General features: G+C 62.8%; 15 protein-coding genes (1 of these 15 cut by a window edge). 10 read left to right on the top strand and 5 right to left on the bottom strand.

The genetic code is table 11. The annotated features are described in order from the left end of the window. Together ACILSO_RS18110 and ACILSO_RS18115 are read right to left on the bottom strand one after the other, a co-directional pair. Positions 1–10197: the beginning of an autotransporter-associated beta strand repeat-containing protein gene (locus ACILSO_RS18110; protein WP_395738852.1), read on the bottom strand. 25638 nt of this gene lie to the left of the window's left edge; the window shows 10197 of its 35835 coding nt (coding positions 1–10197); the start codon lies at positions 10195–10197; its stop codon lies beyond the left edge, outside the window. Positions 10198–10515: 318 nt separating this feature from the next. Beyond that, entirely contained in the window at positions 10516–13938 is a 3423-nt protein-coding gene (locus ACILSO_RS18115; protein WP_395738853.1) for a PVC-type heme-binding CxxCH protein, read from the bottom strand. A 155-nt stretch (positions 13939–14093) separates the two neighbouring features. On the opposite strand from ACILSO_RS18115, the gene ACILSO_RS18120 reads away from it, so the two are divergent. From ACILSO_RS18120 to ACILSO_RS18130, 3 genes are all read left to right on the top strand, one after another. Next, positions 14094–14360, top strand: a complete 267-nt coding sequence (locus tag ACILSO_RS18120; protein ID WP_395738854.1) for an addiction module protein — start codon at positions 14094–14096, stop codon at positions 14358–14360. Next, positions 14357–14650, top strand: a complete 294-nt coding sequence (locus ACILSO_RS18125) for a type II toxin-antitoxin system RelE/ParE family toxin (protein ID WP_395738855.1) — start codon at positions 14357–14359, stop codon at positions 14648–14650. Before ACILSO_RS18120 ends, ACILSO_RS18125 begins: the two co-directional genes overlap by 4 nt. Positions 14651–14730: 80 nt before the next feature. Further along, positions 14731–15147, top strand: coding sequence for a hypothetical protein (locus tag ACILSO_RS18130; RefSeq protein ID WP_395738856.1), 417 nt, complete (start codon positions 14731–14733; stop codon positions 15145–15147). A gap of 9 nt (positions 15148–15156) precedes the next feature. Here ACILSO_RS18130 and ACILSO_RS18135 read toward each other — a convergent pair whose 3' ends face one another. Beyond that, positions 15157–16041 (bottom strand): GH25 family lysozyme, encoded by an 885-nt coding sequence (locus ACILSO_RS18135; protein WP_395738857.1) that lies wholly within the window; start codon positions 16039–16041, stop codon positions 15157–15159. 172 nt (positions 16042–16213) lie between these two features. On the opposite strand from ACILSO_RS18135, the gene ACILSO_RS18140 reads away from it, so the two are divergent. Next, entirely contained in the window at positions 16214–17038 is an 825-nt protein-coding gene (locus ACILSO_RS18140; RefSeq protein WP_395738858.1) for a HipA family kinase, read from the top strand. Continuing rightward, entirely contained in the window at positions 17035–17463 is a 429-nt protein-coding gene (locus ACILSO_RS18145) for a DUF3037 domain-containing protein (RefSeq protein WP_395738859.1), read from the top strand. Before ACILSO_RS18140 ends, ACILSO_RS18145 begins: the two co-directional genes overlap by 4 nt. A gap of 111 nt (positions 17464–17574) precedes the next feature. On the opposite strand, the gene ACILSO_RS18150 is transcribed toward ACILSO_RS18145, so the two are convergent. Beyond that, positions 17575–17934 (bottom strand): hypothetical protein, encoded by a 360-nt coding sequence (locus ACILSO_RS18150; RefSeq protein WP_395738860.1) that lies wholly within the window; start codon positions 17932–17934, stop codon positions 17575–17577. Positions 17935–18325: 391 nt separating this feature from the next. Then, entirely contained in the window at positions 18326–18883 is a 558-nt protein-coding gene (locus tag ACILSO_RS18155; protein WP_395738861.1) for a YaeQ family protein, read from the bottom strand. Positions 18884–19912: 1029 nt separating this feature from the next. Here ACILSO_RS18155 and ACILSO_RS18160 point away from each other — a divergent pair. The 5 genes from ACILSO_RS18160 to ACILSO_RS18180 all read left to right on the top strand — a co-directional run bounded on the left by ACILSO_RS18160 (position 19913) and on the right by ACILSO_RS18180 (position 26119). Further along, positions 19913–20536, top strand: a complete 624-nt coding sequence (locus tag ACILSO_RS18160) for a hypothetical protein (protein WP_395738862.1) — start codon at positions 19913–19915, stop codon at positions 20534–20536. Between the two features lie 151 nt (positions 20537–20687). Beyond that, complete coding sequence (locus ACILSO_RS18165; RefSeq protein ID WP_395738863.1) at positions 20688–21878, top strand: hypothetical protein; 1191 nt, start codon at positions 20688–20690, stop codon at positions 21876–21878. Between the two features lie 705 nt (positions 21879–22583). After that, positions 22584–22988: a helix-turn-helix domain-containing protein gene (locus ACILSO_RS18170; RefSeq protein ID WP_395738864.1), complete on the top strand. Its 405-nt coding sequence runs from the start codon at positions 22584–22586 to the stop codon at positions 22986–22988. A 354-nt stretch (positions 22989–23342) separates the two neighbouring features. Further along, positions 23343–24557: a CHC2 zinc finger domain-containing protein gene (locus ACILSO_RS18175; RefSeq protein ID WP_395738865.1), complete on the top strand. Its 1215-nt coding sequence runs from the start codon at positions 23343–23345 to the stop codon at positions 24555–24557. A gap of 203 nt (positions 24558–24760) precedes the next feature. After that, positions 24761–26119, top strand: coding sequence for an AAA family ATPase (locus tag ACILSO_RS18180; protein WP_395738866.1), 1359 nt, complete (start codon positions 24761–24763; stop codon positions 26117–26119). The last annotated feature ends 174 nt before the right edge of the window (positions 26120–26293 follow it).

Raw genomic sequence — 26293 nt, forward strand, 5'->3', positions numbered from 1 at the left:
AGCAGGAACGATGAAGGCGTTGTTGATCTGGGCGGCGCTGTTGTAGTCGTTTGCAGCCGTGGCGGTGGCCGTGGACCAATACAAGGCGGAGGAAGGAATGGCCTGGAGGTTGGCTTCTGGGTTGGGAGCAGGGTTGCCGGTGTAGATACCGGTCGGAAGATTGTTCGAGGCCGTGTCCGGACCACCATAGAGAAGCTGCACGCCACCATTGCCGGTGGTGCTGTTGGACTTGAACACGATGGTATGGAAACCAGCCGACAGACGAATGGAACCCGTGCCAGAGGCCGCGAGGGCCATGTTGCCGGTGCCGCTGCTGAGATCCACGTTCGTTCCTGCCACCGGCACGCCATCGATAACGAGCATGCCCTGCTTGGAGGTGACCTGGAAGTTGTAATCCCCTGCGGTGTTGATCTTCAGCAGGCCGGAATAAACCGCCTGCGTGCCAGCCAGCTGGGTGGCAAGCGCCGGGCGGTTGTTGAAGTTGGCATCGTTAGGCAGCGCCCCGGTGAGGACGGCCCCCGGTGCCATGCCTGAGCCAAAGGCGGAGTTCAAGTTGTTGGCACCGCCGGAGAAGTAGCTGACGGTCAGACCGCCCTGGGTGTAGCCGTTCGGAGGAGAACCCTGCTGCGGCATGCCGCCGATGGGAACGATGGGGAAGTTCACCCCGTTGTTCAGCGTCACCGTGGCACCGGCTCCGACGCCGAAAGGTGTGCTCACCGTATCCACCGTCGGAGCGGCACCGATCAGCACGGCGGTGGTGACGTTTGTGGCGGTGGTGTTGGTGTTGTTGCCGCCGAGAAGAAGGGTGCCTGCGCCGGTGTTCGCGTAGCCCAGGGTGGGGGTGAAGCCACCACCGATGGTGAGCGAGGTGCCGACGGTGGGGGCGAAATTGATGGTGCCGCTTCCCGTATAGGCGCCGCCGGTGAAACGCAGATTGTAACTGCTGGAACCAGAGACCACCAGGGTCTGACCACCGGCGATGCCCAGAGTTCCCATCTGAATGGTGTTGTTGGTATTGGCAGGAGTGGTGGCGTAGTTGGGCAGGTTCGTGGTGTGGTCCACGCTGATGGTGGCGGTGGTCTGGCCGGCATCGACGGTGACGTTGTTGCCCATGACGATGCTGCCGTAGGAGGAGGCGCCGTTGCTGCGCAGATCGAGCGTACCACCCTTCAGCACGATGGCCATGGTGCCCAGCGGCGTCGTGGAAGCCGCGCCGGTGGGACCGATGAGGCGCAGCGTGCCGTTGTTGACGTTGATCGTGCCGGTCATCGTGCTGCTGTTAAGGTTTCCGGAAGCCACGTAGGAGTTGGCAAAGGCCAGCACGCCGAGACCATTTTTGTCAAAAGTGTGCGCTCCAGTGATCTTGCCACCAAAGGTCGCGGTCATCGTGGGCAGCACCACATTGATGGCGGCTGTGGCTCCGAGGGTGGCATCGCCGTTCAAGGTCAGGCTGTTCAGGCCGTCGAAGCGCAGGTCGCCATTGGCCACGATGGTGTTGCCGATGGTGTTGGTGGCTGCGGTGGAAATCAGCGTGGGGGTGGAGGCATAGCCAAGGGTGGGGCTGCCGCTGGCCGTTGCCGGCACGGAGAGGGTCACGTGGGTGGCGTCATCAATGCTGATGATGATGGCTCCTGCGGGGATGCCAGTGCCGGTGACCGCCATGCCCGTGAGCAGGCTTGAGGTGCTGGTCAGCGTCAGCTGCTTGCTGCCGTTCACAGTGGTGGTGGCCAGAGAGGCCTTGGTGGCGTTCAGCGTCAGCGTGCCAGTACCAACCGGACCGCTGGTGACGGTGGCGCCGACCGCGGAACCGATGCTGCTGGCGCCGATGATCAGGCCGCCGTTGTTCACCGTAGTGCCGCCAGAATAAACGCTCTGTGCGCCGAGCTGAAGCAGGCCGGCTCCATTCTTGGTGATGCCGCCGTTCACGATCGGCGCGCTGATGTTCAGCGTGGCCTGCAGCGGCGCGACGCTCTGGCCATTGGCCACGATGGCTCCGACGTCAAAGACGCGGGTGCTGCCGCCGAGGTCCAGACGGCCCAAGTTGACGTAGGTCAGATTGTTCGTGCCGGTGGTGGTGGCGTTGGCGGAGAGGACGTAGGTGTTGCTGTCAACGATGGCGGCAATGGTGGCCCCACCGGGGATGCCGGTGCCTGTAACCGAGGCGCCGACGAGCAGTCCGGCCGTGCTGGAGACGGTGACCACGGGGCTGCCGTTGGTCGTGGCGGAAGAGTAGTTGATGTTGCCGCTCGTGATGAGGGACACATTGCCCACGGAGGAAGCGTTGGCGGTGATGTTGCCGTTGAGCACGAGACCGGCGCTGCCCATGTCAATCGTGGGTGCCGCACCGCCGGTGTTGTTGATGATGATGCCGGCGAGGGTCTGGTTGAAGTCATTCAGGTCGAGCGAACCGCCGCCATAGAGCGTCAGGATGCCGCCGAAATTGATCTGGTTGGCGGACCCGAGGGTCACCTGGCCGCCATAGACGTTGTTTTCTTCGTTGTTGCCGCCGGAGATGGTGATGTTGCCAGGGATGGAGACGATGGAGCCGCCGTTGGCGTTCGGCGTGTTCAGAATCCAGGAGCCGGAGTTCACAAAGGTGCCGCCGGTGTAGGTGTTGTTGCCGGAGATGGTGTTGGCCACTGAATTGATGACAGTGCCAACAATCGCACCCGTGACGTTGCCGCCCAGCACCAGCGTGACAGCGCCGCCGGCGGAGTTGTTCACGATGTTGGCTCCCAGCACCTGCACGCGGTTGTTGGTGGGGCCTGAGCCGTAAGGCAGCGCCCAGTAGTAGAGGTCCGCCGGGGCGGAGGTGGTGCCGCTGGTCAGATTACCATTGGTGATGGTCAGCAGCGAGGGGAGGGCGCTGGTAAAGGAGCGGGAGGTGGGCGTATTGATCGCCGTGGCAACATTCGAGTTCAGCGTGATGATGTTGTTCACGTAGTCAATGGCGGTCACCGTTTTGCCGGAGTCGCTGAAGTTGGTCGAACCCACCACCAGGGTGGACGGGATGGACTGCACCGTCACCTGGTTGCTGCCGAGCACGGCGCTGAGAACCACCACGTTGGCGGTGTTGTCCGAGGTCTGGGAAGCGATGATGCCGCCACCGGCCAGGGTAAGAGTATTGCCACCGAGGTCCAGCGTCGCGGTGCGGCTGGTGTCCAGGTTCAGTGTGTTCAGCGTCCGGTTGGACGTCATCGTCTGGTAGGCGGCAATCGTCGGATTGTTGCCGGTGAGATTGTTGCTGATCAGGAACTGCGTGCCGTTGGTGATGGAGGTGATGGTGGTGCCATCCGGAACGCCCGGGCCGCTGATCACCTGCCCCACCTGCAGACTGGCGGTGCTGCTGACGGTGAGCAGGTTGGTGCCGGCAGAGCCCGTGGTAAGCAGCGCTGGCATGGAGATCTTGAGATTGTCCGAAGCACCGCCGGTGTTGATGGTGTTCAGCGGATTGGCGGCGTATCCAGCGTAGCCCACCTGGCTGAGGGAGCCCACACCAGTGCCGACGGCATAGCTGGCCCAGTCACGGTCTGTCACCGCCCAGCCGGTCTGGCCGGAGGCATTGGCGATGAGGTAGTTGTTCAAGGTGGGAGCGGTTGAGAAGAACACGCGGCCGTTGTTGCCAATGAGGCCGGTCGCACCACGGAAGAGCATCGTGGCACGGGAGCCCGCGGCCTGCGTCAGGCTGGCGAAGGTCAGGTCGGTCGAGCTGATGTTCACGCTGCTGAGCTGGGCGTCGATGATGTTCTGCGCGCCATTGAGCGTCAGCGTGCCAAAGGTTTCGGTGGAGCTGCCGCCGGTGCGGTTGCGGTACTGGAGCATACTGCCGCGCATGTCGATGGGGGCGGCGTCATTGATGCGGTTGCTGATGTTGATGCCCAGGTTGGAGGCATTTTGAATGAGCAGGTTGGCATTGTTCAGCGAGATCGAGGAGGTGCTGGCCAGCGTGCCTGCGTCCAGCAGCTGGAGGCGGCCGCCATTCAGGATGGTGGCACCGGTGTAGCCCTGCGCGTCATAGACGTTCCAGTCGTTGGTTCCCGCACCGACGATCGAGCGCACCACGGCGATGTTGCCGTTGATCTGCCCGGCCCAGTTCACACCTGCGTTGGCCAGGACCAGGGTGGCCTGGTTGCTGGAGCTGTTCATGACGATGCCGCCGTTGCCAGCAACGAAGACGTTGCCGTCATTGCGCAGGCGGTTGGCGTAGAGGACGCTGCCGTTCATGTCCAGCGTGCCGCCGGCATTGACCACCAGGTCGTTGTTGAAGTAGATGGAGTTGGTGCTGCCTGCCGCGAGCTGGAGGACGCCCTGGTTCACGCTGGTGAGGCCGGTGTAGGTGTTGATGGCGCCCAAGGTCAGGGTGCCCGCGCCTGATTTCGACAAACCACCGGAGCTGCCGACGATGGCGCTGCCGATGTTCAGATTTCCAAGAGCGAAGACGATGAGTTCGCGGTTGCTGGTGGTGCTGAGCAGGCCGCCATTGATGCCGGTGTTGCCCGTGAAAGCGAGAATGCCACCGCTGTCGATCGTCAGGGTCTGAGCGAGACCGACGTTCACCGCACCGCCGCTGTTCAGGGTGAGGGAGTTGATGGTCAGGGGAACGGCGGTGCTGGAGGCGCTGCTCAGGGAAACGTTGGCCAGGGAAGCGAGGGTGGTGGACATTTCACCTGCGGCCAGGGGGCGCAGGACGTTCGTGCCAGTGGTTGCAGTGCCGGTGGAGTCCGCCGTGGCAAAGGAGATGCCGTTTCCGGCGGCATTGGTGTCCACGATCGCCCATGGAACGATGGCCTTGTTCGTGGTGCCTGTGATGCCAGCCTGGCCGATGAAGGTCAGACCCGTGGTGGTGGTCGGTCCGGTGACGACGGCGGTGTTGGCACCGGCCGCATTGCCAAGGTTCGTGCCGCGGAAGAGAACCGTGCCGCCCGCGCTGCGTGCCACTGCGGCGGCAACGCCGAGCACCAGCGTGGTGGACTGGCTGGCATTAGGTGTCAGCGTGATGGTGCTGAATCCATTGCCCGCGGTGAATGTGCCGGTCTGCTCCACGGTGGCGGCAGAACTGCTGCCCGTGATGTTGAGCTTGCCGCCATACATCGTCAGCGGCGCGTTGGAGAGGCGGTTGTTCACGTTCGTGCCGCTGTTGTCAATGCTCAGCACCGCGCTTGGAAGAATGGCGATCGTTCCCGTGCCGGTGACCACGCCCGCGCCCGAAAGGCCGATCGTGCCGAGGTTGATGTTGAAGTTGCCGATTCCAGAGGTGGCGGAGCCAAAGGTGGTGACCACGTTGGAGGCGGTGGCGGAGGCATTGTTGGAAATGGTCACCTGGGTGTCATTCAAGATGGCGGTCACGGTGCTGCCGGCAGGAATGTTCGGATTGCCGCTGATGGTCATGCCCACAAAGAAGCCGCTGGTGCTGCCGACCGTGACCGTGTTGGTGTTGATGGTGGTGGAAGCCTGGAAGCTCGGGGTGAAGGCGTTGGCGGTGGTGATGTTCCAGGTGCCTGAGCCGATCTTGTACAAGGTGGTGGCGGCCGGGGTGTTGTTCAGGTTCACCAGCGGTGCGGAAAGAGTGCCCACACCGGTGCCGGTGGCAGAAAGGTAGAAGTTCATCGACTGACCGGAACCGCCGACGCTCCAGTTGGAGCGGACGCCGCCTGCCAGCGTGAGCTGTGTGCCATTGTCCACACCCGCAATGATGACGTTCTTGGAGTTGCTGTCCGCCGGAGTGCCGGAAATGATCACCGGAGCGGAAAGCGTATTGTTGCCCGCCATGTTGCGGATGGCCCCGAGAGAGTTGATGCCGGAGACGTTGCGACCATTCTGCGTGTTGATCTGGAAGGTCTCGTTGATGGTGGCACCAGCCGGAATGTTCAGGGCCACTTCCGCGGAGATGTCATTGATGATGGTGCGCAGGGCCGCATTGGTGGAGCCCGTGGCGCCAAACGCCGCCGCGCTGGTGACCTGCAGACTTCCCTGGGCGACGGTGAGGGTGCCATTCCAGGCTGAGACTGCTCCGGTGCCGCTCTCCGGCGCTGCAGTCAGGACGAGGGTGCCCTCATCATTCTTTTGCAGGTTGTTCGTGCTTGTCACCACCCACAGGCCCGAGTTGGCCCCCGAATCGCTGAGCGTCAGGGTGTTGCCCTTGGACACTTCGATGGAGTTGTTCGCCTGATTCAAGATGATGGCGCGGGAGGTGGTGAAGGTGCCGGTGGCGCGCAGGCCGCCGGTGGTCGCGTTGTTGTTGATCAGAATCTGATTGGCCACATTGCCCAAGGCACCGTCCGAAGAGGCAGCCACCGTGCCGGCGGCAATGTTGATGACCGGTGTGGCGGTGACCGTGCCGGCGGAACCGGTCAGGTTCGCATTCAGCGTGACCTGCTGCAGCGTCACGGTGGGATTGGCGGCGGTGGTGGCACTGCTGAGCGTGAGCGAGTAGCGCTTGATGGTCGGGTTGGCGGCCGTGATGTTCTGATTGAGCGTGAGGACGTTGCCATTGATGGCTGTGATCACAGTGCCGGCAGGGATGCCGGTGCCGGCGATGAGGGTGTTGCCCACCTGGTAGGTGCCAATGAGCGCTCCGCCGGTGACCGTCACAGTATTGGTACCATTTGTGCCCGAGGTAAAGGATGTGACGCTGTTGCTGAAGCCGGTGACGGTGGTGTTGGCGGCGATGCCCGTACCGGTGACCGGCATGCCGTTGGCAAAGATCGTGGTGGGGTCCGATGTAATATAAATGGTGGTGGCGCCAGAGGCGGCGCTGGCGGCGAAGTTCTGAACGTTTACCGCCGTGATGAAAGCTCCGGCAGGGATGGTGGTGCCGTTGCTCACACGCTCGCCCACGGTCAGCTGGGCCACGCTGGGGGCGGTGATGACGGCCGAACCATTGACGCCAAAGGCCCCCGTGATGGTGGCGGTGCCGCCAAAGGTGTTGTTTGGATTCGTCAGGGCGAGGGTGCCGCCGCCTGTCTTGGACAGGCTGGAGTTGCCCGAGACCACACCGCTGAGCGTAAGGCCCTGCACGACGTTGGAGTTGGTGCCGTTGTTGACCTGGAAGGTGGGAGCGCCGGTAAAGGTGGTGGCGCCGGTCACTTCCAGCCCGTAACCATTGTTGTTGGCGACGATCAGGGTGGCCTGGCTGATGTTCAGCGTGGTGATCTGCGCCGTCTTGTTCGCAGCCTGGGCAAAATACGGGGCGAACAGCGTGCCAATGCGGCCCACCTGGATGGTGTTGCTGTTGTTGACCGTGAGGTTGATATTGAAATTGAGGTTTTGGGCCCCGCCCGAGCCGTTGCCATCTTCGAAGAGGAAGAGGGTGTTGGCATTGTTGAGGGCAAAGGTTCTTCCATAGAGGGCGTTGACACCTTCCACGCGCAGACCGGCATTGGCTTCAAAGCTCAGCGTGCCGAGGAAGTTGGAGTTGTCTCCACGCAGGGCCACCACACCGGGGGTGACGCTGCTGTTGCCAATGGTCTGCGCACTGGAGGTGACCTGGGCCTGGGAGGAGCTGATCGTGGTGCCCGCATTCATCACGGTGGAGCGGATGACGATGGTCGTGGAGGCGTCCCCCACGATGTTGGACGCCACCGTCAGCGTGGCGCCGGGGTCGCCGACAGGCAGACCGCCGGAGATGGCGTCGAGCACCAGGGTGGTGCCATAGGTGAGGTTGTTCGTTCCCGCGCCAACACCCGCCTGCTGCGAGAGGGTGATCGTGGTGGGGCCGTCGATGCTCTTGATGGTGGTGCCGGCGGGGATGCCGGTGCCGGTCACGACCTGGCCCACGTGCAGGGAGCCCGTGCCGCTCGGGACGGTCACGCTCGCGCTGGAAAGCGTCGCCGTGGAGCTGATGGACTGCGAGGTGACGGTGATCGTGTTGGAGCTGCTGCCCAGAATGGTGATGGCCGCATTGGCGGTGGACTGGATGCTGGCGTCTTTGACCACCTGCACGTTGTTTGCAAAGGTGGGGCCAAAGCCGGTGATCGTGGATCCCTTCGAGTCCAGGATCATGTTGCCGCCATTCAGCCGCACGGTGGCGGAACCGATGGGGTTGAAGGTGCCGGAGGTGGCGTCAGCGCCGCCGCTCAGCACCAGCGTGGGGGTGGAGGCAAAGTTGAGAACCTGCGCACCGGCCGTGGTGGCCGAGGCTGAAATGGTGACGGAGGTGCCGTTGATGGCGGTGATGAACGCTCCAGCAGGAATGCCGGTGCCGCTGACCGTCATGCCCAGCCTGAGGGTGGAGGCATCGGAGACGGTGAAGGTGTTGGAATTCTGCACCAGGGTGGGAGACAGCGTGGTGCTGATGCCCTGCATCTCAATGATGGAGGTGTGGCCGACGCCGAAATTGTTGGCAACGGCGGTCTGATTGAAGAACAGGCGCCCGTTGCCCTTCTTCACCAGTGTTGCGGAGACACCGCCGTCCGAGATCGTGCCATCGAAGGCCACGTTGGGATTGGCATCAATGGTGGTGGTGGTGCCGAAAACCGAACTGCCTGCAAAACGCAGCGTCTGGCCGAAGCCGCTGCTGCCGCCCACCACTTCATTGGCACCCGTGATGTCCGTGGCCTTCACCGTGAGGGTCATGCCCGTGTTCAGCTGCAGGCCGCCCAGCGCGACGGAGGAGGTACCGTTTCCTTTGAGATTGATGCCAGCGTTGCCGCTCACGACGATGTCATTGCCCAGTGCGATGGCGTTGCTGGAGCCGGCGGCGGTGTTCGTTTCCGCCTGGTAGAGGTAGGAGGTGAGGTTGGTGCGGACGTAGGAAGTCTGCGGGCCGGCAATTCCGAGGTCCAGCGAGCCGCCCCCCGTGCCCTGCACGTAATCAACGCGGATGTCATGGTAGCCCACGCCGAGCTGCAGCACGGCGCTGGAGAGGTCGGTGGCGCCCTTGCCGCCGTCATTGTTCAGCACCAGCACGCCATCGATGTACACCCGGGCTGCGTCATCCGGCTTGGCGAAGAAGGTGTAACCACCCGCGGTGGTGATGTTCACCTTGCCCACCCACTGCACGGCGTAGTTGGCCACGGTCTGCACCGTGTTATTGGCGTCCAGATAACGGATGGAGGTGACGGCGGAACCGTCCAGGCCGTTGAGGGTGAAAGTGGGCGAGAGCGGCAGGCTCGGGCTCGGATTGCTGGACAGCTGGGACGTCAGCAGGGGCGTGACGGTGATCGAGGAAATCGGGGCGGTGAGGTTCAGCGCCTGATTGTTGGAATCCACCACGGTGAACTGCGTGCCATTGAGGATGGTGCCCACGCGTGCGCCAGCGGGCACGCCTGCGCCGCTCAGCAGCTGACCGGAGGTCAGGGAGGCGGTGGTCGGCAGGGTGCCGGAAGTGCCCACGATGGTGTTGCTGAGGGTCACCACATTGGCATTCGGGCCGGGGCCGCCGCTGGCAACCAGGCTCTGGCTGGGCAGCGATTCGCCGGTGGCGACGCCGTTGAAATTGACGCGGGAGGTGTCTGCCGTGGCGGGGATGTCAAACAGACGGCCGGAAATGCCGATGCTGGAATTACGGGTGCCGGTGAGGTCCAGATTGGAACCGGCCTGCAGGGTGATGGCGTTGGTGCCCAGCGGATTGTTGTTTCCGGTGCGGATGATCGCCTCCACCGTCGCCTTGTTGGCCACCGTGATGCCACCCGTGAGGTTGTTGGCAAAGTTGGTGTTGGTGCCGGCCGCGCCCAGGATGAGGCGGGCGGAGGTGGCCGTGCCGCCAGGCTGCACGGTCATGCCACTGGTGCCGTTGAGCACGGCATTGATGGTGGCGGAAGCACCGGTGCTGGTGTTGCCGATGGTGATGGTGGGGTTCGTGCCGGCCAGGGTGAGGCTGCCCGTGGGGGATGCCACCGTGCCGCCGCTGAGGAGGGTGAAGCCGCTGGTGCTGTCCAGCTGCAGGCCGTTGGCCGTGACGGCGGAGCCGAGCGTGATGTTCTGGCTGGTGGAGCTGCCGACGATGCCAAAATCCGCGATGCTGGTGTTGGAGTTGACCCAGGCTGCAGGCACCTGCGAACTGCCGGAAGGAGGGTTCGCCACCCAGTTGGCCGTGGTGGTGTCCCACGTACCGCTGGAGGTCTGGCTGCTGCCGGACACTCCGCTCGGATCCCAGTAGAACGTAGCCCCCCGTAGAGGCGTGGCGACTTGCATGGCGAACACCAGCACGGTCATGAACCAGCCGAGGAGGATGCGATTATGTCGGAGTGTTTTCATCAGAAAAATGGGGGTGCGGGGGCGGCGCGGGAGAATGGAAAAAAAAGGGATACAAAAATTCAGCCGGGTGGCGTTCAGTCAGGGAGCCGGTCATTCACGGGAAACCCTAAAAAACCACAATCGTTCGACCCCACGAGCGTTTCGTCTTGGGTCAGCTGGTTGGATGGGTTTCTCATGAACAGGCAATGCAATGGTTGGGACGTGAATACGCGTCGGGTTTATGACACGGATTTTGGGCCAGCGTTCAGAATAGCGAAAATGCTTCTGTTACGTCAATGCAAATACATCGGCTTTACCACTTTTTAGCTTTGCAAACCCTCACGGGACCGCCACCGCTGCGCCATCTAGGATTTCCACGCGTAATGCGCTCAAATCTGCAGCCTCGCGGGTGACTAACACACTGATTCTGTGTGTTCCAGCGCTGAGATCGAGTTCTTGTTGTGCGTTCAATTCCTTAAGCTCGGCTCCGTCCACCGCCACCACAATCCCTTTCACGGCGCTAAAGCCAAGCTTTATCTTTCCGCCGCTGTCCAGCTTTAACCCAAACTGAACAATTTTCGGGAACCACGGATACATCTTTTGCGCAGCGGGTAAATCGGCCAGCGGGAGGTCGCCATTGACCTGGCTGAGCGCGATCTGCCATGGGTAGGCGTATTTCTCATCGTTCAGGGCGAAACTGCCAACATGGCGCACATGATCGACATCCTTCTGCTCCATCTTGCCCATGGCCTTCCAGGTGCGGACGTAGCGGTTCGGCTGGGTCTTGTAGGCCCCTTCCCGGCCGAGTTCGGAGAGGAAGCGCACCAAATCCACAAATTCGTCCTCGCGCAGGCTGGCGGTCATGCCGGGGGGCATCATGCTCACGGGGCTCATCTGGCGGCTGGCGATGGCGGACTTGGCCACCTTGATGATCTGGTTGGCGGGGTCACGAATCGTCAACTCCTCAGCGCCGTCGTTCACAAGGCCGCCGGAGACGACTCCGCCGTCCTTCTTGCTGATGATGACCATGTGGTAGCCTTCTTTGATTTTCTTGCTGGGCTCCAGCAGGCTTTCGATGAGGTAGTCCACCGGGGCGCTGGCGCCGATGCTGACGAGGTTTGGCCCCAGCACGCCGCCGGATTCGCCAATGGCGTGGCAGGTGGTGCAGAGAAGCTGCTGGCGGCGGTACACGGCCTCCCCACGGGCGGGGTCTCCCTGGGTCTTCACCTTGGCCACGAGGGCGCTCATTTCTTCAGCGGTCAGAGGGCGGTCCATCTGCTTCACTCCACCGGCTTTTTTCAGCGCGTCTGCCAGCGGCCCCTGGATGCCACGGGAGGTGACCATGCGGATGCCTTCCACGGCGACGGAGTCAAGAATCGTCCTGCCTTCCAGCTCCTTGGCCAGCACGGCGGGGAGCTGCTTGTTTTTGAGGAAAACGGCCAGGATAGGCTTGGCGGCGTCCACGTCTGCCTTGGCGAGGAACTCCACGGCGCGCTTGGCAGCAAGCTGCGGGCCGACGCTGGTGAGGCCGTCGATCATGAGGGCGCGCAGGCCGGCGTCCTGGGATTCCACGAAGAGCTTGTCAAAGAGGTCGCGGGATTTCACCCCGCCGAGAGCGGTGAGGCCGCGCATGGCGCCATCGCGGATGGGGGGAAGGGTCTTGGCGTCGGTGAGCAGGGCGACCAGCTTGTCGCGGGCGGGTTCCACCTTCCACAGTCCGGCCAGGATGGCGGCGCGGTGCACCACATGGGGCTCGGGGCGGTCAAACCAGGCCATGACGGTCTCCATGGCCCCTTCCGGGATGACTTTGCGATCGGTCGCGGCCTTCACCAGGGCGTCCTGCAAGCCGATGTAATAGGGGGCGAGAGCGGCGTCATTGACCATGTCTGCCATGAGGCGGGCTTGGGCGGCGTCTGCGGCGGTGCCAGCCATGCCAAGCACGGCATCTGCGTCATCCTGGCTCAGTTTTCCACCTTTGAGGGCGGCAAAGAGGGGCGGCAGGGCATCGCTGCGACCCGTGCTCTTCATGGCATAGACGAGGTGCTTGGGGCGTTCGTCGAGCTTGAACTTGCCGCTGACCACGGCGGGCATCCAGATGTCCGCCTGCTCGCGGCAGGTCTGCTCCAGAAGGAAGTCCAGGGACTCGTCCATCGGGTGGTCTAAAACCTTGAGCGCGAGGCTGATAGCTCCAGGCTTGCGCATGTCTGCCAGCACGGCCAGCGCCCAGAGGCGGACTTGAGCGTTTTCGTCGGCCACGGCCTTTTCCAGCACCTTCATGGACTCAGGGTATTCCTTCCAGCGATGGCTGAGGATACGGAGGGCGGCGGCGCGGACGCGGTAGTCCGGATTTTCCCACAGGCGGCGCCAGATGGCCGGCGAGAAGGAATTGGTGCCTTCCCGCGCCCAGGCGGCCTCAAGCAGGGCGTGAGTGTCGGCCTCCTTGCTCGTGTCCAGCTTGGCAGCCCACTCGTCCAGCGCCAGGGTCACCTTGGAAGCGCCCTGGTCCCGCAGTTCGCGTTTGGCAAAACGACGCACGTAGTTGCGGTCGGACTTCAGCATTTCCAGCAGGTCGGCGGTTTTGGCACCGGCGATCTGGGGCTTGGGGCTGAGCGGGCGGCCCTTGGCGGAGACGCGCCAGATGCGGCCATGCTGGTGGTCGCGGCGCTGGTCGCGGAAGTCCACCTCGCCGTGCTGGATGATGGGATTGTACCAGTCTGCAATGTAGAGAGCGCCATCGGGTCCCATTTTCACATCGATAGGGCGGAAGGCGCGGTGGGTGGAGGCGAGCAGGTCCGGGAGCTGCTTGGCGATGTAGCTGCTGCCGCTGGGGGTGAGCTGGAAGCGGTTCACGCGGTTGCCGCGGAAGTCATTCAAAACAAAGGTGCCCTGCCAGTCGGCGGGGAAGTGGGGGTCTTCGATGATTTCCAGGCCGCACTGCTTGGGCTGGCCGGGGCTGAGGCCGTGGAGGATGCGCTTGGCCCCCGGGGAGGTGGCAAAGACGGAGCCGGGGAAGATGAAATTGACCCCTTCGCCGCCCGCGCCATCGCAGGCGAAGCTCTGGCCCCAGCGGTCGAACTCAAAGCCCCAGGGGTTGATGAGCCCCTTGCTGATGATTTCCGCCCGGCGCGTCTCGGGGCGGAACTCCCACACGCCACCGCCCATGAGGCGGCGCACGCCATGGGGCGTCTCCATGTGGGTGTGAATGTAGATGGACTGCAGGAAGTACAGCATGCCCTCCGGACCCCAGCGGAAGGTGTGCAGCAGGTGGTGGGTGTCCTCCGTGCCAAAGCCGCTGAGCATGACGGTGCGCTCGTCCTCTTTGAGGTCGCCGTTCGTGTCCTTTAAAAAGAGCACCTCGGTGGAATTGGCCACATACAGACCGCCATCTCCGGGGGCGAGGGCGGTGGGGATGTGCAGCCCCTCGGCAAAGGTGGTGGATTTGTCCGCCTTGCCGTCGCCGTCGGTGTCCTCGAGCACGACGACCTGGTCCTTCGCCTCCTCGCCGGGCTTGATGTGCGGATAGGTGGTGCTGGTGACGACCCACAGGCGGCCCTGCGCGTCCCAGTTCATCTGCACCGGCTTCTGGATCATCGGCTCGGAGGCAAAAAGATTCACCTCAAAGCCCTCCGGCACCACAAAGGCCTTCAGCTCCGCATCAGGGTTCGCATCCGGCAGATCGGCCAGCGAAGTCGGCTGCGAGGCATGAGCATGCACGGCGAGGCCGGTCAAACCAGCGAGAATCAGGGCAAGGCGGGAGGTCATAAAAAGAGAAGCGCAAGATACGACGCTGCGGCGGGCTTTTGGCAAGCATTCTCTCGGGGGAAATGCGGGGGTGGGCTGTAAACTTCCTGGTGGGTGAGAGGGCCACGCACCGTATCCCGGTTGAAATCGGCGCCGCCATCCTCTAGTGTCCGTGCATGAGTGCTGTCCTCCCTTACGATCAACTGTTGGAAAGCTCGATGAACCTGCCTTTGCAGGACCGCTCACGCCTGGCGACACGCCTGATCGAAAGCCTGGACGAAGCGGATGACGAAATCGAGATCAGCGATGCCTGGCGTCAAGAACTCGACCGCCGCATCGAGGCCGTGCGCAACGGCACCATGCGCACCATTCCTCACGAGGAAGTCATGGACGAAATGCGGGCGCTGCTTGCGGACATTCAGTCGAAGAAGCAGGCAGCATGAACCTGGTCTGGAACGACAGTGCCAGACTGGAACTGCTCGAAGCCGCCAGCTACTACGGCCATATCGATGGCGAACTCGGCGGACGATTTGGTGCTGCCATGGAAGCAGCCCTCGTACGACTGCGGAACGCCCCACTCTTGCACCGCCGATTTAAAGGCGAAGTGCGCAAGGTCCGGGTGGAACGATTCCCCTATGCGATTCTTTATCGCATCGAAGAGAGAGGTCTCCATCTGGTGGCAGTCATGCATCTCAATCGCGAGCCGGGTTACTGGCACGGGCGTTTGGAGTAAACCGTAAAACGAGCGCGCAATGGCCCCTCATTTCTAATGATGTGAATGCAGCAACCGCCAAAGGAGGGTGTGAAGTCCTCATGCGTGAAGTTCTGCCTCTCGCAAAGCGAATGCTGGCAGAGAATGGCGAATTTTATCCCTACGGCGGCATCACAAAACTCGACGGCAGCATCGTGCATGTCGGCGCTCGGGAGGAAGACACCGATCACCCAACCCCAACTACGTTGGTGAAAATCCTGAGAAAAGAATTTCAGGCTCAAGCAGCGAATCAGGAGATAGAAGCCTGCGCCATCGTTTTTGATGTTCTGATTCGTCCGCCCAATGAAACGGAGAAAGTGGATGCGATTCAGGTAAACCTTGATCACAAAGGCCACTATTCCGTTGAGGTCCTGTTTCCGTATCTGATCGCTGATGGCGCGGTAACCTACCGAACACCGTTCGCCCAAGAAGGAGACTACTCGATCTTTGGAACAAAAGAGAACGCGCAAGCAACGTAATGAAGCCCCTCACCTCCACGCCCCCACCGGCGAGGCATGCTCGCGGAAAAACTTCTCAAACGCGCCGCGTGATCCATTGAAGAAGCTGCGGTCGCAGAAGTGGCGCAGGGTCACGCGGCCACCGCTGCGGGTGTAGGCTCCGCCCACATTTCCGGTGAACTCGGGGCCGAGCAGCGCGGTCTTCGGATGCCCGGCGATGTCTCCGCAGTACTGCCAGAAGGTCCACGTACCAAACACGCGCGGCACGCTGAAGGTCATGTGGTGCGCGGACTGCTCGCCGTAGCGCGGAATCCACAGGCCGCACTCCCTGAGCACCTGGCGCTCCCCGGCGGTCAGCGCCTCCAGCTCGCGCTCCTGCTGGGCAAAACCCGGCATACCAGGAAGTGGCACACTGCAATACAGCAGCGGCCACACGCCGGTGTGCGCCCGCACCTGCTGCGCCGACGCGGCGATCTGCCGCCAGGAGACGCGGTCGCCGCCTTCATTGTCCAGCACCATCATCACCGGATGCCCCGCGGTGCCATTGCGATGCGCCGTCGCGGCCACGGTGCGCACAAAGCGCTCGATCTGCGCCTGCAGATTCCCTGCGCGGTTCACGTAATGATACGCACCCCACTTCAGCCCGGCCACACGCGCCGCGTGCTCCCGCCGGGAGAAGTCCACATCGCTCTTGCTGCTGCCACGGGTGGCCCGATGAATCATGAGCTCCACGCCCATGCTGCGCAGCAGATCCGGACGCACACCGCCGCCATCCCACCCGAAGTCCACGGTGTTGTTCAGCAAAGTGGTGCGCGCCTGATGCGTCGAGACCGTCACCGTGCGGATGGGCGCGCAACTGGCGAGGAAGGAGACTGCAGCGGCAAGAGCGAACCAGACCGGGGCGCGTGATTTCATGCGCGATGTTCTAGCGGAAGGGGGATGGGAGAGTCAATGAAGAAGCAGCTGTGGAACCTCTTGCCATGGAAAGACCCAGACGCTTTGATTGCGACCATCTCACGGGGCTGGCAGACAGGCCTCTCGCGGGACTGCTGGCCGCGCCATCGGCGAAGCATTGCACGAATCTCAGATGAACCCCAACAACACCATCACAGCCGTTCTGGGCCGCTCCGAGCAGGGCATGACGAGACCATTTCTCTGCCAGCTCAATCGCTGGAATACGTGCTACGTGAAAGGTGCTTACGCGGGGAAGCGCTCCCTGTGCTGTGAATGGGTGGCGGGATGGCTGGCCAAGGCTGTTCTTGACGATCTACCCGGAGGCGTGCCGTCGATCGGAGTGCCGGTCATCGAAATGGCACAGGTGCCACGAGCGTTGATTGAGACCAGTGCACGCAAAGACATTGGCGAACTGGGTGCGGGCACGGTGTTCGCCTCCTGCCGGGTGGACGGAGCCCAGGAGCTATCGTGGTCTTCGGCACAAGACTGGCCGGCTGAGACGATGGCGGCCCTGCTGTTGACCGATCTGTGGCTCCACAACGAGGACCGTAGTTTATCCGCCAAGGGCGGCAACCCAAACCTGCTGGTGGCCCAGATTCCACCACTGCCAGACTGGGACGAAGAAAGCGCCCTTTGGAAGGACATTGCGAGACGCGAGATGCTGTGGGCCTACGATTTCAACCTGGCCTTTGACGACCACTTTGACCGGTCGCGTTTTTTTGACGCCCATGTGTTTGGAAACATGCTGACACGGTGGCCGGACGGATTTCGTGAAACGATGGAGCCACGACTGCGTGAGGGTGTCGAACGGCTTCCGGAGCTGTTTGCGCAACTGCCTCCCGAGTGGCTGCACCTTGACGGGGATGAAAGTCTGCCTGTGCAACTGGACATGGCTCGTGTATTGTCCGTACTAAACCTGCCCTTCACAGCACCGGAGCACTTTTGGAAACTGCCATGAATCAACCCCAAGCCGCCTGCAACTACGCCGTGCTCCGCTTCCTGCCCTACCCGGAGACGGGCGAGTTTGTAAATGTGGGCGTGGTGGTGAACTGCCTGCAGCCATGCCTGTTTGATTTCCGCGTGGAACCACAGATGACCGGACGCATGAAGGCGCTTTTTCCTGATCAAAACGAGCAGGCATTTGCCGCCGGTGCCGCAGCCATGCACCAGGAAATGATGCGGGTGAAGGCCATGATCCGCGATCCCAAAACCTGCCAGCTTGCATTCAATGAAGCGGTGCGTCCCCGCGAGTCCACTTTCCGTTTTGGTGAAACAAGGACACTGCTGACCACAGACCCGCAGCGCCAGGCTGAAGATCTCTTCAGGCAATATGTACGAATGGAGGCACGCCCGCAGAACAAAGCGCAACGGGCGCTGGCGTAATCGCTTGTTTGGAATCGGCCGCCCGTCATAAAAAAGCGCGGCATCCGTGAAGATGCCGCGCTTGGGGCAGTGAGTGACCCAGGCTTTCTTCGCCTGCATCAACCGTTCCGATCAGCGATGGAACCAGCGATGGAAGATGTTGTGGTGCTCCGTGCGGTTGATGCCGCGGGACAGATGGTTTTCCTCGCGATTGAGGCGCATCTGCTCACGTCCGGTCAGGTGACCACCGTGCCGGGCGAGGTCGCGCGATTCCTGACGCTGGATGTGCTGCTCGCCGCGTTCCAGTCGGCTGGCCTGTGCCGCGCTGAGCCTGCCGGTGGCGACGCCGTTGTTGATGCGTCGCTGCTCGTTGTTCAGCCGGCCGTTCACTTCGTTCACACGCGGACGGAAGGGCCATGCGGCGCTGGCATTGCTGGGAAGGGCAACTGTGCCGAGCACGGCGGCAATGGCGATGGGGAGAATGGTTTTCATGTTCAGTGAGGGGTTGAGGGTTTCTGTTTTTTTGGGTGCGTTCGCAAATTCGAACGTCGCTGATTGAGACGCAGCGAGCAGCGGTATGATTCAAAACCATTCAAACAGCGACAGGGGATTCCGGCCCGAGCTTGCATGGGCTGAGAACCTAGGCGTGTGACGACTTCACGGGGATTACCGCAGGCAAAAGCGATTCAGGATTCTCCACTTCCCGCCTCCACGCCATGCCCCCTCCTGCTATTCCGTGCTATTTGATACCATGCAGTTCAGCATGCTCCAGTGAACGCTTACACAAGCCTCCACGCCATCCACTGCCTTTTCAATGCCGACTTCCGCCAAACCATTGCCAGCAACAGCAAACCACCGCCAACAACCGCAAACGCCCCCTCCCCTACTCCCCACCGCACAGCTTCACCATCTTGATCTCCACCGTGCGGTCCCCTTCCCCGACAAACAGAACGCCTTCCTGCAGCGTGATCGTGAGGTCCATGGAGCGGTCCGCGAGCTTCGCCAGCTCCTGGCTCTCCGCAGCGGGGATCTGCCACACGTGGAGATTGTTCACGCGGGTGAATTTCCCGGCAAGCCCGGCCCACCACGTGGCGGCGGTGGTGGCAAAGCTGTACACGCTGACTTTCTTGGAGCGGCCGCACAGGCGCACGAGCTTCTTTTCATCCGGCTGGCCCAGCTCGATCCAGTGCATGAGCAGGCCGGTGAGATCGTGCTGGCTCAGCGCGGGCTCGTCCGCCTCCCACATGTCCTTGCCAAATTCGAGCAGGCCGAGGTCGTTCGTTTCCGGCGCATTGAGCACAAAGGCCAGCAGGCGGATCATCATGCGCTCCTCCGTCTCGGAGGGGTGCCGCGCGAGGGTGAGCTCGTGGTCTGCGTACACATTGCGGTCCAGGTCCGAGAAGGAGACCTTGGCTTTGTAGATGATTGCTTTGAGGGCCATTGGGGATTCACAAGGAGTGAAGAGCCAAAGCATTAGTCAAGGACTCAAATGGTGACTGCGGTGCCCGGCTAATCCTGCTCGTGTCCTGCTCGATCACAGCGCGTTGTTTCAAGTTTCAGGTTTATTGAGTCTTGCGTAATAGGGTGACGTCCTTCGGCGCTGAGTGGCTGAACTGTTTCCAGGGCGGCTTTGCAGCTGCTCATGGAAGGAGCCAGGAAGATAGCCGTTAGTGAAGCGAGGCTTGGCGAGCGAGAACCACCGGAACAGGTGAAAGATGAATTTTGGCCCAGGGCCGCATGCTGAAGGCATGCGAGAGCTGTGCGCAGACTCCACGTCTCCACGTCCACGCTGGGTGTCAGGAGGTCGCATACCTCCGGCATGCGACCTTCATGGGATGCGGCGCGCTGCTCCGGTCCGGTGGTTCACGCTGCACCGCTTCGCGGTTTCGCTTCACCACCGGCTATCTTCCTGGCTCCTTCCAGGAGCCCATGCCCAGGGCATTTTGAGTCTTCTCCGGCGATTTGTTTTTTTCACCCTATGGCGCAACTCTCAATAAAGTTAAAAGTCAGCGCCGCATGCCTCGACAGCTCTCTTCTCTTATCGCTCCCACCTGGCCTTCGTGCAGCCTTTTGCGCTCCTGCGCCAGCGTGCCTAAAAGGCCCTCGTCCATCTTCGCCGAAGCCGCTCCTCCAGCCACCATGTCATCGGCTGTCGGATAAAGACCTGAGGCGCTCTTTTGCCTCACAGAGGTTTCCAAAGCAGCCGGAAGGGTCACGGTCCCTGCATAAAAGTCTCTCGACCCCGGTCACCACCAAGAAACCCCGCCTTCCGCTGAATAGGATTGCAAAGTTTCCGTTAAACCGAAATGCTGCTCCGAAATTCAACCTGCACTGCCCGGGGGTCCCCCTCGCCACGCGCACGTGTTCCGTATTTTTCTGAGCGACCTTTGATTGACGCCTCGCACACCGCACAAATCCCATCGCACATCCGCTCCCACCACGAACTCCGCACCTCTCACTCCCGCAGATCATGAAGCCTCTCTCCCGCCTCCGCCTCCTCTCTTTCGCCGCACTCCTGCTGGCCGCCGGCCTGCCTGCGGCACACGCTCAGTCGAGACTCAGAGTGCCTGGCGAGCCTCCCGCGGCCGCGCCGGTCTCGGCAGCGACGCTGAGCACCAACTACCGGCTGACGCTGGCGGCGAAATCCGGCGAGAAGGCGCTGGGCCAGATCTCCCTCCTCACCTGTGCCAGGACCATCGATGCCTCGGGCATGCTGGACAAGCCTGCCGATGAGGCCCTGCCCGCAGCGATGCTCTCGCTCCGCGGCACGCTGACGGAGGAGGAAGGCGGTGCGCTGCTGCTGAACTACACCTTTGGCCTCAGCACTCCCGTGGTCTCCAAGACGATGACGTCTGCCATGGGAGCCTCCGCGAAACGCGCGGAGCCCGATGCCAAGGCGGCTGCCGATGCCAATGCGAATGAAAATGCCAGCGCCAAACCGGAGCCTCCGCGCGCGGCTTCCACCAGCCTCATCTCATACCGCGACTCGGCTTCCAGCGGTGCGCTGCGGATGAAGCCCGGCAGCACCTATGAACTCGTGACGATGGCAGGCGTGGTCTATTCGCTGACGCTTGTCCCCGAGCCGCTGAAATGAAGCATGCGGCGCGCCCCTGCGCGGGTGCGCTTCCCTCATTCGCACGGCATCCCTTTGCCGCCACACGCCTTGAGGCGGCACGCTCCCTCACCACGCATTGCACATCGCATCCCATCGCACATCGCATTCCACCTCTTTCGCACTCACTCCCATGAAACTCTCTCCATTCGCGCTACTTGCCATCGCCATGTGCGGCGGCACGCTTCAGGCTCTTGCGCAGGGCGGCTTCACCCAGCCCCGTGAGGAGGCGGCGAAGGCCAACCGGGGAGGCTTCACTTCTGCGCCTCCCTTCAAGCAGTCCCCCGTGGATGTGCTCCGTGCGCCCGGCTCTGCGGAGGAGGAGAAACTGGAAAACGCCATGCTGAGCGTGAACTACCGCATCGTCATCACCGCCACGCAGAACGGCACCCGGCTGGGCGAGCTGATGACGCTGACCTGCGCCTCCGCATTTCAAATGAACGGCGCCATGGACAAACGCAGCAGCGACGAGCCCACCGGCGCCACCCTCTCCGTGCGCGGCGCGCTGACAGAGCAGGAAGGCGGCACGCTGAAGCTGAGCTACGTCATGCGGGCCGAAGTGGCCGTGCCCATGCAGACCATGGGCGTGCCGGGAGGGCCTGCGGTGTGGAGCACGCATGCCTACAAGCACACCGGCGCCACCGGCATGCTCCTGCTCAAGCCCGGACAGGACTACGAGGTCATGACAGTTTCTGGTATCGCGTACGCCATCTCCATCACGCCCACGGAAACACCGCCCGCGCCCAGGCCGCAGCCGCGGAAAAATCCGCGCGGGGCCGCCGAAGACGCCGCCGCGCAGCCCGCCGAAGGCCCGCGCCGCGAGCGCCTCCCCCTTTCAGACGCCGAGCGCGAGGCAGAGAGCGCGGAGGGCCGCAAAGACTACGAAGCCCTCTCTGACGACGCCAAGGAACGATTTCGCGAAGCCATGACGGAAACCTTCCGCGACGAAAAATTCCGCAATGCGCCCACAGAGGAGCGCCGCGAGACGATCAAGAAGCTCTTCGAGAAGATCAAAGCCGAGGACAAGGCGACACCGGGCAGGAAGGCCGCTGAAACCCATGCCACCCCCGCGCCGCCCGCCGCAGCCCCCCTTCCCGAAACCAAACGTCCTTCCCCCGAATCGCGCCATGGCCCGACCGATGAAGACCGGCGCCGCTTCGAAAGCCTCTCCGAGAAAGCGAGGGAGAAATTTCGCGACTCCATGAGGGAAACCTTCATCGATGAAAAGTTCCGCAACGCCCCCGAGGAAGAGCGCCGCGCGAAGATCCGGCAGCTCTTTGAAAAAGCCGAAGCCGAGGACAAGGCGGGGAAAGAGCAGCGCTGAAGCGCCTACGTCCAGCGTGCTGCATCAGACCTGAAGCGCACACGTCCTGCGTGCTGCATCCGGCGTCCCGCCGGATGCCCGCCCAGCGCCCTCTCCACGATGAAAGCGCCCGCAGCGCTCACGCATGCGCGGCAGCGTCCCCGGAGTGCGCGCGCTTCAGCGCCGCTTTCGAACGTCCCCTGGCCTGCGGAAAGCTCCAGAGCACCGGAACTCAAGGCGGCTTGATTGTGGAACAGAGATTAACTCTCAGGTCTCACGCTGTAGGAAACCTGCTCACAGCGTGTGGCCAGGGGGATGTGGCTCGGTATTACGATACCGAGTCGGCACCGTCGCGGTATCGGAATACCGCGCTACATCCCCGCGCCTCCCCGCATTGAGTTACTCGGGAGGACTGGAGCACTCCAGGACGCTCCCGCGTTCCTGCGGCATCAACGAGACCATCAGCTGAAGCCCCCCACGAAGGCTCGTCCTTCAAAAAAACACGCCCGCAGGTGATCACACGCCGCGCGACCCCATGCCCGCATACCAGAAACTACCGGCGAGTGATAATCACCTTCCCTCGCATGCCCCTGTTTGCGCTTTATTTCCAAATGTTCGTTGACATTCCAAAAACGGACCCAAGTAAATTATCATCACGAACGGATTGCAGAGCCCAACCCTCTGCGAGCCGTCCGGGATGGATACCAGAACCTGCTCTTTCCACCCATGACACTGAACTCGATCCCCGAGCTGCATGCTCCACCCCTGCCCGGCCCCGCTGCCGGGAACGGCTCCACCGCCGCCTCCACGACGCCCCCGCTGCTGCCGCCCTCTGGGGCTGAGGCGGCACCTTCACCGGCATCGCCCGCGCCAATGCCTGCACCTGCGGCCCCGGTGTTTCTTTCCCCGGCCCAGCTCGCGGTGGCGCTGGGCGTGAGCCGCCGGACGCTCACCACCTGGAATCAGCGCCGCATCATCCCCTCCGTGTGCGTGGGCCGCGTGCGAAGGTATGAGCTGGAGGGCGTGCGGCAGGCGCTGCGGGCTCATGGGCAGCCCTGCTCCTCCTCTTCTTCTTCCTGCGCCGCTCCCAGCATCGAGGGCGGGGATCATGGGGCGACCGCGACCTATTGATACCATATAGAGCTAGTTTATACCACGCTCGCCACCGCCACGCCCTTCAGCCCCTCCTACTCCTCCTCCCTTATTCCGGGAGCACTCGAGCGCGATCCGCCGCACGACTTCCAAACCAAGGGAGCAGGAGGAAGAGGAAGACGCCCAAAAGCCCCGCCCTGCCCACGCCACCCGCAGGTCACACGCCGTGAGCGAGAACGCCCCAGCCTCCGGCAAACCACCGTCAACCACCGTCAACCACCGTCAACCACCGTCAACCACCGTCAACCACCGTCAACCACCGTCAACCACTGTAAACAACCGTCAACTCCCCCCCGCCCCTTTATGACCACAACACGCGAAACCCGTCCCAGCATGAAAAAGCACGACATACCAGCCCTGAAGGAGCGCCTGCTCATCCCGGAGGTGTGGCAGATGCTGGGGCTGCAGGGCGTGCCGGCAAAACGCTGCCGCTCGCCCCTCCGAGAGGACAGGAAACCCTCGTTCTCCATTTACAATGGCGGGCGGATGTGGAAGGACCACTCCACGGGCGAGGGGGGCGATGTCATCGACTTCATCGCCACTGCGAAGCAGCTGGACATCAAGAAAGCGCTGAAGCTGTTTCTCGACCTGGCCGGCGTGCCACTCGAAGCGCCCTCCAGCCGCCCGGCAAAAACCAAAAGCGCACAAGCCCCCGCCGCGCCCGCACCCCGCACTCCCGCCGCGCCTCATGCCCCCGCCAGGAGCGGCACCTTCCACGTCCCGCACCCAGCGCCCGCACATCCCCCCACCACGCCCACGGATTCCCCCACTGCGCCCACGGCTTCACCGGAGCACATGGCGCAGGCTGTGGCGGCGGTGCCACCGGTGCAGCCGGAGGGCATCCACGTGCCCTTGCAGCATGGCACGGAAAATGACCGGCAGCTCGTGGCGGAGTCGCGGCACATCACACCGGAGGCCGTCTCGCTCGCGCTGGCGCTGCGCACGCTCACGTTTGCCATCGTCAAAGGCTTCCGCTGCTGGGTCATCGTGGATGCCGAGGGCCGCATCGCCGAGGCGCGGCGGCTGGACGGGCAGCCCTTTCCGGAATGCGGCACGCTGGGCAGCCGGAAGGCGCACACGCTGCGCGGCTCCCGCAAAAACTGGCCCGTGGGCGCGGCGGTGCTGCGGCGCGTGCCCAGCTTCAAGACGCTGCTGCTGGTGGAAGGCGGGCCGGACTACCTGGCCGCGCTGCACTTTGCCCACGAGCTGGAGCGCTGGGACGTGCTGCCCGTGGCCATGCTGGGCCGCAGCGCCGGCACGCGCATGGATGCCGAGGCGCTGAAGCTCATGCGCGGCCGCCGCGTGCGCATCTACCCGCATGCCGATGCCGACGGCGGCGGTGTGCAAAGCGCCCGCGTCTGGGCCGCGCAGCTGCACGGTGCGGGCTGCACGGTGGACATCTATGAATTCACCGACCTGCACCGCACCGACGGCAAACCCATCAAGGACCTCAACGACTGCACCGCAGGGCTGGATGAAGCCTCCATGCTCAAACTCCGCGAGAGCCTCATGCCCAAGCCGGATCTCGAGGTGGATCCACCCTATTGAGTCCTCCGCTGCCCATCCTCCTCCGCTGCCAATCCTCTCTTCCTCCTACTCCTCCTCTTCCTCCCTTAGGTTCGGAATCCAGACGCGCCACTCTCGCACAGCGCTCCAGCATTCTCCAAACAACCGCCAACCACCGCAAACAACCGCCCCCCATTTCTCAACGCTACCACAACCTACCATACAACCCAAACCACGACACCACCATGCCCACCATCACACCCTTCATCCCCACCCGCGAAGAGCTCGAAAACTACGAGCGCATGCAGGCCCGCGACCAGTCCCACACGCAAAGCACCACGGGCGCGCCCGCTGCGCCAGCGCAGGGCTTTGACGGCACAACGATCAGCAGTGGCACCAGCAGCAGCACAGCCAGTGGCGTCCCTGCCCACGGCGGCCACGCACCAGCTCAGCCGCATGCCTTGGTACAAACACAGGCGCAACCACGGCCGCCGCTGGCGCAGTTTGTCCTCACGGCGCAGCAGCTTGCGGCGCTGGTCATTCCGCCACGGCCCGCGCTGCTGGACCGCTGGCTGTGCCAGGGAGATCTGGGCTACATCTTCGCCCCGCGCGGCGTGGGCAAGACCTGGATGGCCATGGCCCTGCCCGGCGCCATTTCCAGCCGCCGACCGCTCGGCCTCTGGCAGGCTGGTTCCGGCACCGGTGCGGGCACCGCGCCATCTATTTCCGCCTCCTCTTCCACTGGCTCTTCCTCTGACTCCTCCTCCCTTTCTGACGCCGCCCCCGCCTCAGACTCGGGTCCCATCCCCGTCCTCTATGTGGATGGCGAGATGGCGCTGCAGCTCACGCAATACCGCGCCCACGGGCTGGATCTCTCCCACGTGCATCACCTCCACCACGAGCACCTCTTCAATGCCAACGGCAGCAGCCTGAACATCGGCGAGGCGGAGGACCGCCAGCGCATCACCGATCTCCTCGTGCAGCAGGGCTACCAGGTGCTCATCCTGGACAACCTCAGCTCCCTGGCCAGCGGGATCGATGAAAACAAAGGCATGGACTACGAGCCGATCTCCCACTGGCTGCTCGAGCTGCGCCGGCGGAAGATCACCGTCATCGTCATCCACCACGCCGGGCGAAACGGCTTCATGCGCGGCCACACCAAGCGTGAAGACGCCTGCTCCTGGATCCTCGAACTCCGCGACGCCCGCCAGGAAGCCGACCCCGGCGCGAAATTCGTCAGCCACTTCACCAAACCCAGCCGCAACACCGGCGAGCCCCTGCCAGACCTGCTGTGGCATTTCACCACAGACAAGGTGAGCGGGATCACGGACATCAAATGCGAACTGTCCATCGAGAGCGAGTATGAGCAGTTCATCCAGCATGTGTGCGAAGGGGTGACCAGCCAAAAGGACATCTCTGAAATGATGGATAAAAACAAAGGCACTGTGAGCAAATGGGCACGGCGAGCGCTAAACGAGGGTCTTATTAGTGGCAGTGCGCACAAGCTTCTACCTCCATCGACCGCAGACAAAACTTGCGCCAAAAGCTTCTACGATCCCACCGAGAACGACGATGGAGATGACGATGCGAACAATGACCAATAAGACGACCAGTCTCCGCTGATGCACTCACCTCGGTTGCCGAGTTGCCGCACCTAAGCACGGCAACTTGGCAACCAGCTGATCGGAGACGATCGAGGTTTACATCGAATGTTATTTTGAGGTATTTGATGGTATATTGAAGCAAATAGCGGCGCTTAAAGACTTCTTCCGAAGCGC

It is taken from the genome of Prosthecobacter sp. (assembly GCF_044226605.1).
Classification (GTDB): domain Bacteria; phylum Verrucomicrobiota; class Verrucomicrobiia; order Verrucomicrobiales; family Verrucomicrobiaceae; genus Prosthecobacter.